16 protein-coding genes and 3 tRNA genes are annotated in these 15,041 nt (G+C 69.0%); 8 read left to right on the forward strand and 11 right to left on the reverse strand.

The genetic code is table 11. The features are described 5' to 3' along the window. Nucleotides 1–62: 62 nt before the first annotated feature. The 3 genes from azf to ABSL23_RS06530 all read left to right on the forward strand — a co-directional run bounded on the left by azf (nt 63) and on the right by ABSL23_RS06530 (nt 2,006). Complete coding sequence (gene azf, locus ABSL23_RS06520; protein WP_353635122.1) at nt 63–821, forward strand: NAD-dependent glucose-6-phosphate dehydrogenase Azf; 759 nt, start codon at nt 63–65, stop codon at nt 819–821. A gap of 138 nt (nt 822–959) precedes the next feature. Next, entirely contained in the window at nt 960–1,769 is an 810-nt protein-coding gene (locus ABSL23_RS06525) for a M48 family metalloprotease (protein WP_082687250.1), read from the forward strand. After that, a complete protein-coding gene (locus tag ABSL23_RS06530) occupies nt 1,770–2,006 on the forward strand; it encodes a hypothetical protein (RefSeq protein ID WP_082687144.1) in 237 nt (78 codons plus the stop codon). Here the strand turns inward: ABSL23_RS06530 and ABSL23_RS06535 are convergent. The 3 genes from ABSL23_RS06535 to ABSL23_RS06545 form a co-directional block, all read right to left on the reverse strand. Beyond that, nucleotides 2,003–2,614: a DUF309 domain-containing protein gene (locus tag ABSL23_RS06535; protein WP_353635123.1), complete on the reverse strand. Its 612-nt coding sequence runs from the start codon at nt 2,612–2,614 to the stop codon at nt 2,003–2,005. The two genes, ABSL23_RS06530 and ABSL23_RS06535, sit on opposite strands and share 4 nt — an antisense overlap. Nucleotides 2,615–2,650: 36 nt before the next feature. Then, nucleotides 2,651–3,406 (reverse strand): PHP domain-containing protein, encoded by a 756-nt coding sequence (locus tag ABSL23_RS06540; RefSeq protein ID WP_059055553.1) that lies wholly within the window; start codon nt 3,404–3,406, stop codon nt 2,651–2,653. Between the two features lie 205 nt (nt 3,407–3,611). Then, a tRNA-Arg gene (locus tag ABSL23_RS06545) sits at nt 3,612–3,684 on the reverse strand. A gap of 183 nt (nt 3,685–3,867) precedes the next feature. Here ABSL23_RS06545 and ABSL23_RS06550 point away from each other — a divergent pair. After that, the gene (locus ABSL23_RS06550) at nt 3,868–5,286 is read left to right on the forward strand and encodes a single-stranded DNA binding protein (RefSeq protein WP_353635124.1); all 1,419 of its coding nucleotides are present in this window, start codon (nt 3,868–3,870) and stop codon (nt 5,284–5,286) included. On the opposite strand, the gene ABSL23_RS06555 is transcribed toward ABSL23_RS06550, so the two are convergent. Beyond that, nucleotides 5,283–5,510 carry a hypothetical protein gene (locus tag ABSL23_RS06555; RefSeq protein WP_353635125.1) on the reverse strand — a complete coding sequence of 76 codons (228 nt, stop codon included), beginning with the start codon at nt 5,508–5,510 and terminating at the stop codon, nt 5,283–5,285. The two genes, ABSL23_RS06550 and ABSL23_RS06555, sit on opposite strands and share 4 nt — an antisense overlap. A 94-nt stretch (nt 5,511–5,604) precedes the next feature. Here ABSL23_RS06555 and ABSL23_RS06560 point away from each other — a divergent pair, with 94 nt between their 5' ends. Further along, complete coding sequence (locus ABSL23_RS06560) at nt 5,605–6,036, forward strand: histone (RefSeq protein WP_353635126.1); 432 nt, start codon at nt 5,605–5,607, stop codon at nt 6,034–6,036. Further along, the gene (locus ABSL23_RS06565; RefSeq protein ID WP_353635127.1) at nt 6,033–7,040 is read left to right on the forward strand and encodes a histone deacetylase; all 1,008 of its coding nucleotides are present in this window, start codon (nt 6,033–6,035) and stop codon (nt 7,038–7,040) included. The genes ABSL23_RS06560 and ABSL23_RS06565 overlap by 4 nt, the downstream gene beginning before the upstream one ends. A gap of 18 nt (nt 7,041–7,058) precedes the next feature. Here ABSL23_RS06565 and cca read toward each other — a convergent pair whose 3' ends face one another. Beyond that, nucleotides 7,059–8,408: a CCA tRNA nucleotidyltransferase gene (cca, locus tag ABSL23_RS06570; protein ID WP_353635128.1), complete on the reverse strand. Its 1,350-nt coding sequence runs from the start codon at nt 8,406–8,408 to the stop codon at nt 7,059–7,061. Between the two features lie 100 nt (nt 8,409–8,508). On the opposite strand from cca, the gene ABSL23_RS06575 reads away from it, so the two are divergent. After that, nucleotides 8,509–8,581: transfer RNA gene (locus ABSL23_RS06575), tRNA-Asn, on the forward strand. 90 nt (nt 8,582–8,671) lie between these two features. Beyond that, nucleotides 8,672–8,781, forward strand: a tRNA-Ile gene (locus ABSL23_RS06580). 164 nt (nt 8,782–8,945) lie between these two features. On the opposite strand, the gene ABSL23_RS06585 is transcribed toward ABSL23_RS06580, so the two are convergent. The 6 genes from ABSL23_RS06585 to phnD form a co-directional block, all read right to left on the reverse strand. After that, entirely contained in the window at nt 8,946–10,421 is a 1,476-nt protein-coding gene (locus ABSL23_RS06585) for an amidohydrolase family protein (RefSeq protein ID WP_059055563.1), read from the reverse strand. Nucleotides 10,422–10,499: 78 nt separating this feature from the next. Further along, entirely contained in the window at nt 10,500–11,258 is a 759-nt protein-coding gene (locus ABSL23_RS06590; RefSeq protein ID WP_353635129.1) for a helix-turn-helix domain-containing protein, read from the reverse strand. A 97-nt stretch (nt 11,259–11,355) separates the two neighbouring features. After that, nucleotides 11,356–12,150, reverse strand: a complete 795-nt coding sequence (gene phnE / locus ABSL23_RS06595) for a phosphonate ABC transporter, permease protein PhnE (RefSeq protein ID WP_059055566.1) — start codon at nt 12,148–12,150, stop codon at nt 11,356–11,358. Then, the gene (phnE, locus tag ABSL23_RS06600) at nt 12,150–12,950 is read right to left on the reverse strand and encodes a phosphonate ABC transporter, permease protein PhnE (RefSeq protein WP_059055568.1); all 801 of its coding nucleotides are present in this window, start codon (nt 12,948–12,950) and stop codon (nt 12,150–12,152) included. The genes phnE (ABSL23_RS06595) and phnE (ABSL23_RS06600) overlap by 1 nt, the downstream gene beginning before the upstream one ends. 1 nt (nt 12,951) lies before the next feature. Continuing rightward, nucleotides 12,952–13,788 carry a phosphonate ABC transporter ATP-binding protein gene (gene phnC / locus ABSL23_RS06605; protein WP_059055570.1) on the reverse strand — a complete coding sequence of 279 codons (837 nt, stop codon included), beginning with the start codon at nt 13,786–13,788 and terminating at the stop codon, nt 12,952–12,954. Next, nucleotides 13,785–14,807 (reverse strand): phosphate/phosphite/phosphonate ABC transporter substrate-binding protein, encoded by a 1,023-nt coding sequence (gene phnD, locus ABSL23_RS06610; protein WP_353635361.1) that lies wholly within the window; start codon nt 14,805–14,807, stop codon nt 13,785–13,787. Before phnD ends, phnC begins: the two co-directional genes overlap by 4 nt. Nucleotides 14,808–15,041: the final 234 nt, after the last annotated feature.

Consider the following 15,041-nt stretch of genomic DNA (forward strand, 5'->3'; position numbering starts at 1 on the left):
CGGCCGCGGCCGCCGCCGGAACCGCACCTTTCATTGCGGCGCTCGTCCAGACTCTCAATCGAATGGACGAGCCGGTTCTCCTCACGGGTGCCGCGGGGCGCGTCGGGCAGGCCATCCTCGACGGCATCGGCGACGACTACGACTGGCGGCTGTTCGACCGGGAACCGCCGACCGGGGACACCGACCACGAGGTCGTCGTCGGCGACGTCACCGACGAGAACGCCGTCCGCGAAGCCGTCGCCGGCGTCGGCGCCGTCATCCACCTCGCGGGCGACCCCCGTCCCGAAGCCCCGTGGGAGAGCGTGCTCCGGAACAACATCGACGGCGCGCAGACCATCCTCGACGTCGCCGTCGAGGAGGATGTCGAGAAGTTCGTGTTCGCGTCCTCGAATCACGCCGTCGGCCACTACGAGCCCGAGCGCAAGCCCGACCTCTACCGCGAGCACGACGACTTCCACCTCGACGGCACGGAACTCCCGCGGCCCGGCAACCTCTACGGCGTCTCGAAGGCCGCCGGCGAGACGCTCGGCCGGTACTACCACGACGAACACGACCTCTCGTTCGTCGCCGTCCGCATTGGCAACCTCACCGTCGGCCACCCGCCCATCGACTACGAGCGCGGGCAGGCGATGTGGCTCTCCCAGCGCGACTGCGCGCACCTTTTCGACTGCTGTCTCTCCGCCGACTACGGCTACGAAATCGTCTTCGGAATCTCCGACAACGACCGGAAGTACTACAGTCTGGAGCGCGCCCGCGAGGTCTTGGGCTACGACCCGCAGGACAACTCCGCGGAGTGGGACGGAGACGAGAAGGTCGTCTGACCGCGCCGCCGCGGCGCGTCGCGGGATTGTCGCGTAATCGCCGGAAAGCAGTAGCTTCGCGGCGTGACACGTTGAGGTGGATTTATACGTGTGAGTGAACAAATCTCCCGTATGCGACACATCGGCCTCAAAGTCCGGATGGCGATTGTCGGCGCCATCCTCTTCGCGTTCTACTCGGTGGCAGTGGCTGCCGCGTGGTTTTTCTTCGGTCAGAGCCAGAGCATCCTCGCGCTCGCAATCGTGGGCAGCGTCCTGCTCGTCGGCGTCCAGTACAAGATCGGGAAGTGGGCGGCCCTGCGGAGCGTGGGGGCCGAAGACATGGACGAGCGGGAGTACCAGCAGATTCACCAGTTCGTCGAGAAGGTCTGCCGCGACCGGAATCTGAAGAAGCCGAACCTGAAGATTGCGAGCATGGGCGTCCCGAACGCGTTCGCGGTCGGCCGCCGCGGCAACGGCACGGTCGTCGTCTCCCGCGAACTCATTCAGTTGCTGGACCGCGACGAACTCGAAGGCGTGATCGCCCACGAGTTGGCTCACATCGACAACCGCGACGTCGTCACGATGCAGTTGGGGCAGGGCATCGCGTCGATCGTCGGCATCGTCGCGCAGTATATTGTTCTGTTCACGGGTGACAACGACCTCGCGGACTTCTTCCTCGCGATTGTGGTCGGGAACATCGTGCAGTTCTTCGTGATGCTGTTCGTGCTCGCCATCTCGCGGTACCGAGAGTACGTCGCCGACGCCGACGCCAAGCGCATCATCAACGGCGGCGACCCGCTCGCCCGCGCCCTCGAGAAGATTTCCGAGGGCAACAAGCGCGCTCAGGACTCGAAAATCGACGAGAACGTGAACGCGCTGTGCATCTTCGGCGAGGACCGCGGGCTCCTCCAGAAGCTCGTCTCCACGCACCCGCCGACGGAGAAGCGCATCGAGCGCCTCCGCTCGTAGATGGCCGGGTTTCGCGAACTCCTCGCGGTCGTGCTTGGCGCCGCGCTCGGGCTCGCGATGATTCTCGCGCCGCGAGCGGCGCTCCGGCTCTCCATCTTCATGGGGCCGAACCGCCGCCGCCGCGGCGACTACGGCACTGACGAACCCATCCCCGACTGGTGGGCGTGGCTGGTGCGCGCGCTCGGCGTCGCCTGTCTCGGCGTCGCCGGCCTCATCGCCTACCAGACGTACGCCTAATCGAACAGTCCCGCCACGTCTTCTTCGCGTCGCTGCCGCCGCTGCACGTGCTGGCGCAGCCGCGTCGCCACGAGCGCGCGCTGCTCGGTCTCGGTGACGAAGTCACAGAGCAACACGCCGAACTCGTTCAACTCCCCCTCTGCGAGCCCGTCCCGAGCGTACTCCGCGCTCTTCTCCACGAACGCCTCGTCGTAGCCGAGGTCCTCGGCGAGCGCGACCGCGGCCTCGACGCCAGCCGGCGCGTCCAAGTCGTCCAGCGCGAGCGCCCGCCCCTCGTAGGTCAGCGTCGCCGGCGCCGCGCGCTCGATTCGCTCCGGGTCGCTCCCGAGCGCCTTCACGTACGCCCGAACGGTATCGACGTTCACGCCCCGGTAGTCTGCGGGGAGGTCCGCGAGGTACTCGCTCGCGCTCTCGCAGAGCCCGACCGCGCCCGTCCAGTTCCGGTCGCGGGCGTGATGAATGGCCGCTGAGAACTGGATGAGGCCGTGGAGCAGTCGCTCGTCGCGTCCGTCGTCGAGCGCCAGCCACTCACGCTCCCACGCGTCGTGGGCGGCGTGGTAGCGGCCGGCGTTGTGAATTGCGATTCCCGCGCGCAGCGCCGCGTCCATACCACGGGTTCGGCCGCGGGACGCAAACGCGTTTCGTCAGGCGCTGTCCATCGACGCCGGCCACGGGCTGACGTACGGCAGGCGCTTCGTCAACAGGTACGCGCTCTTCCGCACCGCGCCCTTCGCGTACTGGCGCGTGCTCCGGTGAATTGGCGTGCGCTTCCCCCGGATGTCCGTCTCGCCAGCGCGCAGCGCCGCCAGCACAGTCTCGGTCGGAATCTCGCTGGCCGGCGTCCCCGGGTCGATCTCGGGGAGCGCGACCTCCGTGTACGCCCGCCCGACGTTCCGAATCGAGTGCGCGTCGCTGGCGCCGAACCGCGGGTACTCGTGGCGCTGTGCGAACTTCCGCGCGCGCCGGTTCCGGTAGCCCGTGAACACCATCGAGTTGTACACCTCGATGCCGTCGCACTCCCCGAGGTTCCGCCGCCGCACCCCGTGGCGGCTCCGCTGGAACGGATGCGGGACGACCGCCACCCCGCCCTGCTCGCGGATGCCGCGCACCGTCGCCTCGAACGACTGCCCGCGCTCCGGGCGCTCCGTGACGCCGATGGCGAGCACGTGCCCCGCCGCCGTCGACACCTCCACGCCCGGAATCCCCACCAGCCCGTACTCCGGCGCCAGCTCCGCCGCCCGCAGCGACTCCTCGATCTCGTCGTGGTCCGTTATCACGACCCCGTCCAGCTCGATGTCGCTGGCGTGCTCCAGGATGAGCTCCACGGGCTCGTTGGCGTCGTACGACCCCTCCGAGTGGACGTGCGGGTCGATTGCCAGCACCGGCCGGTCCTCGCTCATACCACCCCCGTACTCGGTCCACCGCTAAGAACTTCGTGCCCGGAACGTCCGGACGGCGATTCGAACCGGGAGAGTCGTTCCGGTTCGCCTCGCGTCGCACGGCTGTACGGGCTGCGACTCTCCTGCTCAAATCGCCTTGACGTTATCACGCGGTTACGCCGTGAGCGACACGGGCGTCGCTCACGGGCGTAGTGTGAAGAGAGAGCGTCCGGACGGCGATTTGAACGCCGGTCCCTGGCTCCGCAAGCCAAGAGGATAGTCCACTACCCTATCCGGACTCACTCTGTCGTAGCCCGGACTTACGTAAAGCGGTTACGATTCGGGGTGCGCGCGGAGGCCGTAGATTCAAACCGGAGCGGGCGCCACCCCGTCGCGTGCCATCGATGACCGACAGACGGAGACGGCGTAATTCGGCAAGGACAACGCTTATGCGCGGCTCGCGTCTGGAGTGAACTACGATTATGGGCGACGACATCGAGGACGTCTACGGGGACCTCGACACCGACGTGTCCCTCGAGGAGTTCCGGGACGCCGTCGAGTCGAAGGTCGAACAGATGGGCGGACTGGCCGACGAGGAGACGGCCGCCATGCTCATCGCCCACGAGCTCGAGGACGGCGAGGTCAACGGCGTCGCCGACGTCGAACCGGAGATGGACGAGGTGAAGTTCATCGCGAAGGTGACCAGCATCGGCGACGTCCGGACGTTCGAGCGCGAGGACGACGACGAGAACCCGGAGGGCCGCGTGGTGAACGTCGACGTCGCCGACGAGACCGGCAGCGTCCGGCTGTCGCTGTGGGACGAGCAGGCCGAGGGCGCCAAAGAGGAACTGGAAGTCGGCGACGTCCTCCGCGTGAAGGGCCGGCCGAAGGACGGCTACAACGGCATCGAGGTCAGCGCCGACCAGGTCGAGGTGGACAACGAGGAGGACGTCGACGTGCAGGTGCAGGACGAGTACCGCGTCGAGGACCTCTCGCTGGGCATCTCGGACGTGAACCTCACGGGCGAAGTCCTCGGCACGGAGGACGTGCGGACGTTCGACCGCGACGACGGCAGCGAGGGGAAGGTGTCGAACGTCGTGCTCGGCGACGAGACCGGGCGCGTGCGCGTCACGCTCTGGGACGAGCAGGCCGAGACCGCGACCGAACTTTCGCAGGGCGAGGTCGTCGAAGTCGTGGACGGCTACGTGCGCGAGCGCGACGGCAGCCTCGAACTCCACGTCGGCGACCGCGGCGCGGTCGAACCCGTGGACGCGGACGTCGCGTTCGTGCCGGACACCACGGCCATCGAGGACCTCGAACTCGACGACGTGGCGGACATCGCGGGCGTGATTCGCTCCGCGGACCCCAAGCGCACGTTCGACCGCGACGACGGCAGCGAGGGGCAAGTCCGGAACGTGCGCGTGCAGGACGACACGGGCGACATCCGCGTCGCGCTGTGGGGCGACAAGGCTGACCTCGACATCGGCCCGGGCGACGAGGTGGCGTTCGTGGACGTCGAGATTCAGGACGGCTGGCAGGACGACATCGAGGCCTCCGCGGGCTGGCAGTCCTCGGTCATCCCGCTCGCCGACGGTGCGACCACCGGCGAGGACGGCGACGATTCGGGTAGCGGCCCGACCGGGCTGTCGGCGTTCGAGGACGGCAACGACCCGAGCAGCGACGACACTGACGACAGCTCGTCGAGCGAGAACAGCGACACCGACGACGGCGAAGAAGTCGAGTTCACGGGCGTCGTCGTACAGGCCCAGAACCCCGTGATTCTGGACGACGGCGAGGAGACCGTGAGCGTCGAGACGGACGCGGACGTCACGCTCGGGCAGGAAGTGACCGTTCGCGGACTGCTGCAGGACGGCCGCCTCCGCGCCGAGGAGCTACACTAGTCCCACTCGGCGTCGTCCGGGTGGTTGTCCGCGTTCGTCCCCTCGCGGGCTTCCTGGTAGCGCTCCTCGTCTTCGTGGTCGATTTCCTCTTCGAGCTGCTCCTCTCGGTACTCCCCGTCGGCGGCCCGCCGTTCCTCGACGACCTCCTCCGCTTCCTCCTCGTTGGCGTCGACCTCCTGGTCGGCGACTTCTTCGGCGTTCGCCTGATGCGGGTTCTTTGCCATACACTCACACGGTTCGGGCGGAGTACGCAAATGCGTGGTGGCGGATTCCGTCCCAACGGAAACAGTTAAGCGTGCAACAGCCACGCATTGACGCATGAGCGTCGAACTCCCGTTCGCGCCGGTCGACACCATCATCCGGCGACACGCGGGTGACTTGCGGGTGAGCGCTGACGCGGCCGAGGAACTCGCGCGGCGCATCCAGCGCCGCGGCGCGTCGCTCGCGCAGGACGCCGCCGAACACGCCGCCGGCGACGGCCGGAAGACCCTGATGGCGGCGGACTTCGGCGTCGAGACGGTGCCCGACGCCGACGACCTCACGCTGCCGGTCGCGCCCGTCGACCGCATCGCGCGCCTCGACCTCGACGACCGGTTCCGCGTCTCCAAGGACGCCCGCGTCGCGCTCGCGGACCTCCTGGAGTCGTACGCCTCCGACGCCGCCGAGGGCGCCGCCGTGCTCGCCGAGCACGCGGGCCGACGCACCGTACAGGCCGAGGACGTCCAGACGTACTTCCAGCTCGTGGAATGAGATTCGGGTTCAGCGAGACGTGTCTCGCGCACGACCCGGGGCCGCGCCACCCCGAGAGCCCGGACCGCCTGCGCGCCATCAAGCGCGGGCTCGCGAAGCGCCACAGCGTCTCCTACGAGGGCGCGACGCCCGCCACCGAGGCCGACGCCGCGGCGGTCCACGACCCCGACTACGTCGCCGAGATTCGGGAGTTCTGCGAGTCCGGCGGCGGCGACTGGGACCCCGACACGACCGCCTCCGAGGAGACGTGGCCTGCGGCGCTCGCCAGCGCGGGCCTCGCGAAGGACGCCACGCGCGCGGCTGTCAACGGCGCGGCCGGCCGGAACACGCCGTTCGCGCTCGGCCGGCCGCCGGGCCACCACGCGGTCTACGACGACGCGATGGGCTTCTGCTTCCTGAACAACGCCGCGGTCGCCGCCCAGTACGCCCTCGACGACCTCGGCGCGGAGCGCGTCGCCATCTTCGACTGGGACGTCCACCACGGCAACGGCACGCAGGACATCTTCTACGACCGCGGCGACGTCTTCTACGCCTCGATTCACGAGGACGGCCTCTACCCGGGCACGGGCGACGCAGACGAGCACGGCGAGGGCGACGGCGACGGCGCGACGCTGAACGCGCCGTTCCCCGCTGGCTCCGGGGACGCGGACTTCTGTGCGGCGTTCGACGAACTGCTCGAACCCGCCATCACCGACTTCGACCCCGACGTATTCCTCGTGAGCGCGGGCTTCGACGCCCACCGCCACGACCCGATTTCGCGGATGCACGTCACCACCGAAGGCTACGGCCTGCTCGCCGACCGCGTCCGGACGCTGGCGGACGCGACGGACGCGGCGCTGGCATTTATTCTCGAAGGCGGCTACAGCCTCGACACGCTCGCCGACGGCATCGGCATGGTCCACGAGACGTTCGACGGCCGCGAGCCCGTCGGCCCCGACGACGACGTCAGCGACGACGTCCGCGACCTGCTCGACGACATCCGCGCCTCCCACCCCGCGTTCTGACTCGGCCGAACCCCGGCCTCAGACGGTCGGTTCGAAGTATTCTGCGAGTTCCGTCCCGAAGCCGTCGGCGAGCGCCGCGACCTCGTCGCCGGCGAGCACGTCGTAGTCGCCGGCTTCCACGATGGACTCGACGTGCGCGCCGAGCGCGACTTCCCCCAGTTGGTCCCGGACGAACTCCTCGGCGGTCGTGACCTCGCGCTCGCGCTCGACGACGTACCGGTCGCCGTCGAGGAACGGGCCGGCGGCGTCGCCGTCCGCGTACTTCTCGTAGAACCCCTGCGCGTGCCCGCCGACGTGGACCGGCGGCCCCTCGTGGCGCTCGACCGCCGGGAGTTCGCTCACCGACAGCTCCGCGAACAGGACCGCGCGGTCGTCGGCCCACGTCGCCGCGCGCAGCACCTCGAACCCCTCGATTTCGAGGCCGCGCACGAGCCCGTCCCGGGAGCGGTACAACTGGGGGTAGAGTTGGTCTTCCACGAGGTCCGGCGCGTCGAAGACGACCGCCAGCGGCGTCGTCCCTCGCGCTTCGACGTGCTCGCGGACCGCGGCCGCGTCGAGCGGGTCGGGCGTCGTCGGCTCGAACACCGACTCGTCGGGGTCGGCGAGGAACTCGCGGGCGTGGTGCTGGACGCGAGCGACGTTCTCCGCGGAGACGACCGCGGCGACGTTGCGCTCAGGGTCCGTCGGGTCCACGACCACGAGCGGGTCGTCGAACTCCGCTTCGGCGTGGTCCTCGGGGTCCAGCACGACCGGCGGCGCCCAGTCCCGGATGGCTTCCAGCGTCGCCCGGAAGCCGCCGTACTCCAGCACGAGCAGCTCCGTGAGGTACCCCGAGAACCCCTGTGTGCGGAGGTCGCTGCCGTACGCGCCGATACCTTTCAGGAACTGCTTGAACAGCCGCACGTCGCCGGCGTCCGCGTCACTCAGGCGCTGTTCGAGGTACGCGTTGTGGAACGGCGTGCGGTCGACCGCCGACTGGATGTCGGTGGCGTCCTCCAGCCGGTAACAGGGCACGAGGTCAACGTCGTACCCCTCGAAGGACCCCTTCACGTAGGGGTGTTCGGCGTACTCCTCGCGGCCCGCCGGCAGCACCTCGTTGCCGACTTCGAGCCCGTACTCCTGCAGTTGCTCGCGCGGCAGGTCCGCGGGGAACCGCACGAACAGGTCGATGTCGCGGTCGCCCGCCACCCACGTTCCCCGGGCCGTGCTCCCGACCTGCAGCACGTCCGCCTCGACCGGCAACTCCGCGATGGCCTCGCGCGCGCGGTCGGCCAGCCGTTCCGCGGCCTCGGCGAGCGCGCGCCGCTCGTCGGGCGTCGGGTCAACGCGCTCGCGGACGGCGTCGAGAACCCCCTCGAAGTCGCTCATGCGGTCGAATTCGCGCGGCCGCGCCTAAGCCGTGTCGATGCCCGAGCCTGCTGGCGAAACGAAAGCCATTTCAAAACGCACCGGGTAGAAACGGGTGCGAGCCGCCATAGCTCAGTTGGTAGAGCACCTGGTTGTTACCCAGGTTGTCCCAGGTTCGAGCCCTGGTGGCGGCGTCCTTCTACTGTACTTACTCTCGTAGTCTTGGCTTCGCTGTCGTGGAATCCCGACAGGCTAAAGGTTCGGCCACGGGAAGCGGTGTGCGAGGGGCCTTAGCTTAGTCTGGTTCAAAGCCCCCGGCTCATATCGGCGTCCGTCCGCGTGGCGGGTGTCGTGGGACACCGGGTGAGCGGTGGTTCAAATCCGCCAGGCCCCACTTCTCTGTAACGCCGACCGCCGAGCGCTGTCTGCGCGAGGCGTCGGCAGGAAGTGAATGCGGGCAGCGGATTTGAACCCGGGAGCGCGAGCGTCAGCGAGCGCTCACACGGTTCAAATCCGCCAGGCCCTACGTCGCGAGAGACAGCGAATCCGCCAGCCGCTCTAGAGGTCGCTCTCCCGCATGATGCGGCGGCCGGATGCTTCGAGGCGGTCGAGGTGGTTCTGCGCGGTGGGGTTGTGAATCAGCCCGTTGCGCTTGACGACGTTGCCGTCCACGAGGACGGTGTCGACGTTCTCGATGCCGGACTGGAAGACGACCGTCTCGACGGGGTTGTGGGAGGCGGCGGTGTTGAGGTCGTCCGTGTCGATGACGGTGATGTCCGCGCGCTTGCCGGGCGTGAGACTCCCGATTTCGTCGTCGAGGCCGAGCGCTCGCGCGCCCTCGATGGTCGCGAATTCGAGCGCGCGGTGGGCGGTCAGCGAGACGTCCTGAATCTGTTCGTTCGCCTCGACGGTGGGCTGGTTGTCGAGGCCGCGCTGGACCTGCAGCGCCATCCGGTTCTGCGTGAACATGTCGTCGCTGACGTTCGAGACGATGTCCACGCCGACGGAGGGAATCGCGCCGGCGTCGATGGCGTCGCCGAGCGCGGGCATCCCCATGCCCATCTGGAGTTCGACTTCGGGCGTCGTGGAGACGGAGCCGCCGGACTCGCCGATGAGCTGGAACTCCTCTTCGGTGAGGCGGTTGGCGTGGACGTAGTTGAGGTCGTCGCCGAGCAGGCCGAGTTCGTCGAGCTTGCTGACGCCGCCCGGGCCGAGGGACCCGATGTGCATGGAGGCGGGAATCCCGATTTCGCGCGCGAGTTCGATGTCCTGCGTGACGACTTCGTCCGTCGAGTAGTCGGGGCCGCGAATCCCCATGCCGAGCGTGAGCAGGCCGTCCTCGCTGGGGAAGCGCTCCTCGTGGAGCCGGCGGATGTCGTCGGGGTGGGGTTCGTCGCTGTTGCTCCACCACGTCGCGCTGTCGTCGCCGGGCGGCCCGTGGACGAACAGCGAGCGGATGCCGGCGTCCGCGAGCCCGTCGATGGCGCGGTCGGTGTGGTCGGGCGTGTTCGCGATGTGGAACCAGTCCAGGACGGTCGTCGTCCCGGCGTTGAGCTGCTGGACGGCGCCGAAGAGGTTGCCGAGGTAGGCGTCCTCGGGCCGGTAGTGGCTGCTGATTTCGCCGAGCATCTTCTCGAGGTACTCGAGGAACGTCCAGTTGCCGGCGACGCCGCGCACGCCGGACTCCCACGTGTGGAGGTGGGCGTTGACGAACCCGGGGACGACGATGGAGTCGCTGGCGTCCACGACGTCCGCCGCGGGCGCGTCGATGTCGCTTCCGATGGCGTCGATTTCGCCGTCCCGGACGAGGATGTCGGCCTCGTCGAGGACGCCGCGCTCGGGGTCGACGGTGACGACCGTGCCGTCCTGAATGAGGACCGTGTTGCTCGCCTGCGCGCCCTCGTCGCCGTCGTCGCTGCCGCGGTCCATCACGGCGCTCCCGACGGACGCGAACGAGACGCCCGCGAGCGTCGCGCCGCCGAGCTTGAGGTAGTTGCGTCGCGAGACTTCCGTGCCGTCTGCGTCGTTCGCCATTACGGTGTCTCGTAGCGGCCGGACGCGCAAAGCGCCTCGTTCGGTACATTCCGAACGCGTCCCCGCGCCCGCGCCGGATTAGTCGGAGCTGGTCACCAGCGGCGCGGGGTTCGACGGCGGCGTGCCGTCCCGGAGGTACGCCTTCGCGAGCCACGCCTCGGCCTGCGTGATGCGGTACTGCAGGGTCGAAGTGGGGATGTCCTCGGCGCTCGCAATCTCTTGGAGGGACGCCTGCCGGGGCTGCTCGTAGTAGCCGTACTCGACGGCGAGCTCCACGGCTTCGCGCTGCTCGGCCGGCAGGTCGGTCGGGGTCGGGTCGCGGTCGGGCCACTCGGGGGCGTGCTCGACGCGGTCGAGTTCGAGCGTGAGGCCGTCGCGGAGGTTGCGTTCGAGCTCCTCGTAGACCTCGCTCATCGCGGCGTCGTCGGCGGCGAGAATCTGCCAGCGGTACGCGTCCCCCCGCTGTTTCGCGTGCAACAGGAGGCCGTCGCCGAGGTACTCCGCGGCGAGGTAGGGGATGGAGCGACACCCCTCGCCCTCGGACTGCCGGGAGTAGATGACGCGGCCGTTCGGCTGGGACTCCAGCGTCTCGTACTCGAAGTCCATCTCGCAGCCGCCGATGCCCCGCAGGCTCGAACACCGCGAGAGCCGGTCGAGCGCGCGGTCGTACTCCGCCAGCGCCTCCTGCGGCCCCGAGACGTTGTCCACGCGCCACATCGTGTTCCCGGTCACGTGACACGACCGCGTGTACGACGACAGCCCCGGATTCCGGATGAACACGTCGACGAGGTCGTCGACGCCCTCCTCGTAGGTGACGGTGAACGCGAACTCGCGCATACGTCGCCTCCGGTCGCGGGCGGGATGAGTGCTCGGTTGTAATGTGCCAACTCCGCGGGGCGGCGGTCCCGCCGGGAGCGGCGTCTCCCGGTTTGGGTCACCGTATCAGCCGTCGGGCGTACGCGGAGATGCCCTCGCTGGCGAGCACGACCGCGAGGATGACGAGCAGTATCGTGGAGACGGACTGCCACGCGAAGGCGTTGACGGCGCGGAAGAGCTGGACGCCGATGCCGCCCGCGCCGACGAACCCGAGGATGGTGGAGTCGCGGACGTTGATGTCCCAGCGGTACACCGACAGCCCGACGAGCGCGGGCTTGACCTGCGGGAGGATGCCGTAGAGCAGGACCTGCGCGGCGGAGGCGCCGCTGGCCCGCACGGCGTCGACCTGCCCGAGGTCGATCTCCTCGATCTCCTCGCCGAGCAGCTTCCCGAGGAAGCCGACCGACCGGAACGCGATGGCGACGGCGCCGGCCAGCGGCCCGCTCCCGAAGACGACGACGAAAATCAGCGCCCAGACGATGGTGTTCACCGACCGGCTCGTCGTCACGACGATCTTCCCCAGCCAGTAGGTCGCCCGGTTCGGCGTGGTGTTCTCGGCGGCGAGCAGCGCGACCGGCACCGCGAGCACGAGCGCGCCGGCGGTGCCGAGCCCGGCGATGTGCAGCGTCTCGACGAGCGGGTCCACGATCTCGGGCGCGTACGCGACGTCCGGCGGGTACATCCGCGAGAGCAGGTCGTTGACCTCCCGCGGCACCGTCTCCGCGGCGACGAGGTCCACGTCGAGGAACCGCCACGAGCCGACGAGCACGACCAGCGCGAGCAGCCAGCCGGCGAACCGGCCGAGGCGTCGGCGACGGTCGAACCGCCGCCACGCCCGGGTCTCGCTGGACATCACTGGTACCTCCGTCGGACGACCGCGCTCGTCCCCTCCGCGACGAGCACGACCGCGATTATCGCGACCAGAATCGCTGCGACGTACTGGTAGTCGTAGCGGTTGAACGCCGTCAGCAGGACAGAGCCGATGCCGCCGGCGCCGACGATGCCGACGATGGTCGACGTGCGGATGTTGATGTCCCAGCGGTACACCGACAGGCCGGCGAACCGCGGGATAATCTGGGGGACGACGCCGTACAGCAGCGTCTGGACCGGACCGGCGCCGCTCGCGCGGACGGCGTCGACGCTGCCCATGTCGATGTCCTCTAAGTCCTCGGCGAGCAGCTTCGAGAAGAACCCGACGGTCTTGAACGTGATCGTGATGATGCCGGCCAGCGGCCCGAGGCCGACCGCCTTCACCACGAGGATGGCGACGATGATGGCGTTGAACGCCCGCGAGACGGAGATGAACCCGCGGTTGAGGTAGTACAGCGGCTTCGGCGAGAGGTTCTCGGCGGCCATGAACGCGATGGGGACGCTGAGCGCGATGCCGGTCGCCGTCGAGACCATCGCCATCGCGACGCTCTCGAACATCTTGTCGACGATTCGCCGGGTCTGACGGGGCGTGGCGTCCGGCGGGAAGAAGTCCCCGAGTAGGGTCGCGCCGCGGCCGACGCCGTCGACGACTCGCGGGACGTTCAGGCCGACGCCCCACGCGGACCACGCGAAGAAGGCGACGACGGCGACGTAGACGCTCCACTTGACTTCGCGGCGACCGAACACGGTCGGCCGCTCCCACGTTCGCTCGCTGGCCGCCATCTCACGTCCCTCCGGGGAGCGAGCGGTCGGGCTCTTCGAGCACGCCGGCGTCGCGGCCGTCCCGGGTCTGCTCGGGCGTCTCGACGCCGTCCGCGTCGCCGGCGCCCCGGTAGATTCTGTCGAGGACGCGGTCGTCGACGTCCGCGGGGACGCCCTCGAAGACAACGTCGCCGTCGTGGAGGCCGACGACGCGGTCCGCGTAGTCGAGCGCGAGGTCCACCTCGTGGATGTTGATGAGCACGGGGACGTCGCGCTCGGCCGCGATGTCCGTGAGCAGCCCCATCACGGTGTTCGACGTCTCGGGGTCGAGGCTGGACGTCGGCTCGTCGACGAGCAGGATCTTCGGCTGCTGGATGACCGCGCGCGCGATGCCGACGCGCTGGCGCTGGCCGCCCGAGAGCTCGTCGACGCGCTTGTCCTCCATCCCGTCGAGCCCGACGCGGTCGAGTATCTCGTAGGCGCGCTCGACGTCCTTGGGCGGGAAGTCCCGGCGGAACGCGCGCCACGTCGAGACGTAGCCGAGCCGTCCCGTGAGGACGTTCTCCATCACGGTGAGCCGCTCGACGAGGTCGTACTCCTGGAATATCATCCCGATGTCCCGTCGGGCAGACCGGAGCTCGTCGTCGCCGAGCGCCGTCAGCTCCGTGCCGTCCAGCTCGACGGTCCCCGAGGTCGGCTCCGTGAGCCGATTGATACACCGGACGAACGTGCTCTTGCCCGCGCCGCTGGGCCCGATCATGGCGACGGTCTCGCTGCCCTCGATGGAGAGGTCGACGCCGGTCAGCGCCTCGTCGCCGGAGGCGTACGTCTTTGACAGGTCGGTCACGTCCAGCGTCATTCGCTGAGTGCGGTCTCCGTGTACTCGACCCCGTTGTACCGCTGGATGACCATGATGTTGTACCAGTGCTTGCGGTACTCGATGGGGACGTACTCGCTGTAGCCGGTGCGCTCGGCGTACGCGGTGTCCGAGAAGTCGCTGTCCAGCCACGCGGCCTCGATGCCCTCGACGATGTCGGGGTGGAGGTTGTACCGGTAGGCGACGGGGCCGTTCGGGAACGGGTCCGACGCCCAGACGACCTTGAAGTCCTCGAAGCTGAGGTTGCTGTCGCCCTCGACGGTGTCCTTGAAGCAGGTCGAACAGATGGGGCCGGCGTCGTAGTCGCCGGCGGCGATGCCACGGGTCGTCTGGGAGTGGCCGCCGGAGAAGTTCACCTCGTAGTCCTCGCCGGCGGTCACGTCGAACTGCTGGTCGAACAGCGCCGACGGCGCCTGGTGGCCGGAGTTCGACGCGGGTTCGGCGTGCGCGATTCTCACGTCGTCGTCGGCGAAGTCCTCGATGCTCTGGACGTCGCCGGCGTCCGCGCGGGTCGTCGCGAACAGCCGGTAGCCGAACGCGCCGTCGGGCGCGATGCCGGCGGTGAACGGGACGGCGCCGGCGAGGTTGACCGCGAACGCCGTCGTCCCCGTCGAGAAGTTCGCGATGTGCGCGCGCTCCGAGCGCATCGCCTCGACGGACGCCGCGTAGCTGTTCACGCGGTTGTACTCGACGGGCTTGCCGGTCTCCTCCTCGATGCGGTCGAACACCGCTTGGAAGTCCTCCTCGTAGCGCCCCTCGACGTCCTCGCTGGGGCTCTCCGTGAACACGAGCGTGTCGGGGTCGAGGTACTCGCTGTCGTCCTCCGGGGGCTCCCGGACGGGGTCGCCGTGCGGAACCTCCTCGACGTCTCGGTTCCCCATCCGTTCGAGGTCCGCCTGCGTGCCGCGCTCGAACCCCGACTCGATGAGCGGCGCCGACAGATAGTTGTTCTCGCTCCAGTTCGGCGCCTCGGGGTCGAAGGCGCTGTCGTCGGCCAGCAGCGGGTCCTCCCCCGAACTGCCGCCACCGCCCCCGCCGCCGGTGATGTCGTTCGTGATTCCCGTACAGCCGGCCAGTCCGGCCGCGAGCGCGGTCGCAGACCCTTTCAGGAAAATCCGTCGACTGCCGTTGGTGTCCTCGGGCATCGCGTAGTGCGAGGCCGAACCACCACTTGTACTATTATAATATTGATATTTCCGCGGTCGTTCGCCTCTACACCGGGGCCGTGGGGAACT

Origin of the sequence: Halobacterium sp. NMX12-1 (assembly GCF_040435975.1) — an archaeon.
GTDB lineage: Archaea > Halobacteriota > Halobacteria > Halobacteriales > Halobacteriaceae > Halobacterium > Halobacterium hubeiense.